This window comes from Nodosilinea sp. LEGE 07298 (assembly GCF_015207265.1).
Taxonomy (GTDB): domain Bacteria; phylum Cyanobacteriota; class Cyanobacteriia; order Phormidesmidales; family Phormidesmidaceae; genus Nodosilinea.
The window spans coordinates 1-2,366 of record NZ_JADEXE010000522.1; the positions used below are offsets into that span (position 1 = coordinate 1).

General features: G+C 64.5%; 1 protein-coding gene. It reads right to left on the bottom strand.

What is annotated here, in order from left to right; translation table 11 throughout:
• A partial coding sequence (locus IQ273_RS32605; protein WP_194027225.1) for a DUF1574 domain-containing protein occupies positions 1-2,366 on the bottom strand: 2,366 nt, incomplete at both ends.

Sequence of the window (2,366 nt, forward strand, 5' to 3'; positions counted from 1 at the left end):
GCCAGGAGATTAGCGGATCTTGCCCCAGCTCGCTAGACACCTGGTAAGCGCCGTAGCGGTTCAGGTGGCTGGGGTCGGAGAAATAGTCGTAGCGATCGGGCCAGAGCTGGGCAAAGTCGCGGAAGAGAAAGCCGCTCTCGGTGGTAGAAAGGGTGAGCATGTGCCGCAGAAACTCGGATTCGGCCTCGCGGCGGTAGTCGTCAAGGTATTCGTCGGTGAGAGGGGTGTTGATGAAAACCACCGGAATGCCCTGGGCCTGGGTAAAGCTGAGCAGGTTGGCAAAGGCCTCAGCCTGCTGCCCCTCTAGGCGAAAGCTGTCGTAATCGCCGTCGTAGCGGCCCGAAACCCGCGCGAAGTCCTGGTAGTAGGTGGCGGGGTTAAACCGCACCGAGAGGGCCAAAAAGCCATCGTAGTCAATGGTACTGCCCTCGGGCATGGCGGCATCGAGGGCCTCCTGGCTGGAGCTGGCGGGGCTGGGGGTGGCCGCCACCAGCCGCTGCTGAAACCAGCCCTTCAGCCGATCACGATCGGGATGGATGGCTGAAACGCTGGCCAACTGCTCGCTCAGCCACTCATCCATGGCGGCGTAGCTGCTGGGCAGTGAACTCGTGGCGGTCGTGCTGTCGCCTGCGGCAGGGACGGCATCGGGAGCGGCATCGGTGGCAACTTCGGCTTCTTGCGATCGCCGGTTAGCCACCTCCCGATAGCCAGCGGAAGCGGCAATGGCGTTGTAGGTTGCATCGACCCGGCCGCTGTTAAAGGCCCGCGCCCCATCGGCCCAAATAATTAGCTTGGGCAGCTGGTCGGGCTCTAGCACCTGGCGAATGACCAGATCGACCACCTGGGCCGTGGCCCCGTTGATACCAAAGTTGAACACGCTGATATTGTCGTAGCCAATGGTGGCCAGTTCTTTGCGCAGCGCCACTGGGTCTACCCCTCGCAGGGCGCGGGAGCTGCCCACAACAATCACGTCTGGGGGACCAGACTGCTCCAGGCGCTGGTAGTAGAGGGCCAGCTTTTCATTCATTTGCTGGCTGTTAAAGCTGGGAAATGTCGCCCGATCGACCAGGTCGTCAATCGCGACGATAGGCTGACTGGGGCTAGTGGTTAGGTCTTGCCCGTCATCGCCGCTGGTAAAGCCGCCGCCCACCCAGTCGCTATCGTTTCGGGCCGTAGGCCAGTCAAGCTGGGCCAGGTCGTCGGCAAAGGGATCAGAGACATCGGGAGTGGCTTCTGGGGCGGCTTCTGGGGTAGCTGCTTCGGCCCTGGCCTGCTGAGGTGGAGGGCTCATCACCTGGCCCAGCAGCCAGTCGATCTGGAGCGCTATCAGTACGCCCACTGCCGCCCACACAACAGCAATTTTCAGCCCGTCAGAGCGACCCATGGTGGCCAAACTGTTGCTGTCGTCGGTGGTTTCGGGGGTGACACTGCTCAATAGCTGCGATCGCAGCAGCAGGCGGCGGCCCTGGCTGAGCAGGTCTTGCACCCACTGGCCCAGGGCCAAGTCGTCCTCAAGCTCGGTCTCGACCTCGGTGGGGGTGACGGGGCCTTCCGGTCGCACCAGCAGCTCGTTGACGTAGGTGTCGGAGGCGGTGAACTCGGGGGTGGACTCGGGCACCAGACGACGGCGAGCCAAAAAATCTTGGCCGTAGCTCCAGGCGGGCTGCGACTGGCCCGATCGCCTGCCGTAGATGCGCACGCCCTCCAGGCCCATGGGGCTGAGGGCGTTCAGGTAGTCGGTAATCGGTGGCGCGACCAGACGGCGGCGGGGAGCCACTGGGCCATCGACCATGACGTGCAGCAGACCATCGCGCTGCAAGAGCTGCACCCGATAGCCTCCGGTCGCCAGGCGATCGTCAAGGCTGGGGTTGAGCAGTCGGGTCAGCAGGAATGCGATCGCGGGCAGATCGCCCGTCTGACCCAGGTACTCGGGGGTATCGGCCAGGGCGCTGTGCTCGGCGGCGGGTAAATCAAGGTAGTGCACCCAGGCGGGGGTGGCATCGGCTCCGGCCTGGCCGTAGATTACCGCCCGGTGAATGCCCTGGGGAGCAAGGTCTGACAGGGGCGTGGCCAGGGCGGCAATGACGGCGTCTTGGGCCGCCAGGCCCTCGGCCTGCTGGGTGTCGTGGTCGCCACTCTGGGGCGAGCAGATCAGGTGCAGGGTGCCGTTGGTGAGTTCGGCAGTGACCCCCAGGTGCCAGCTGGCCACCGCCGCCGACAGCAGCCGCGCGATCGCGTCGGTATCGCCCCAGCGGCCCCACTCCCGCAGCATTTCTTCCGGCGGGGTGAGGTCAATGCGCAGGCTCCAGTCAGGCTTGGTTTCGCCCCGCACCTGCAGCAGCAATACAGCATCTTTGAACTGGGTG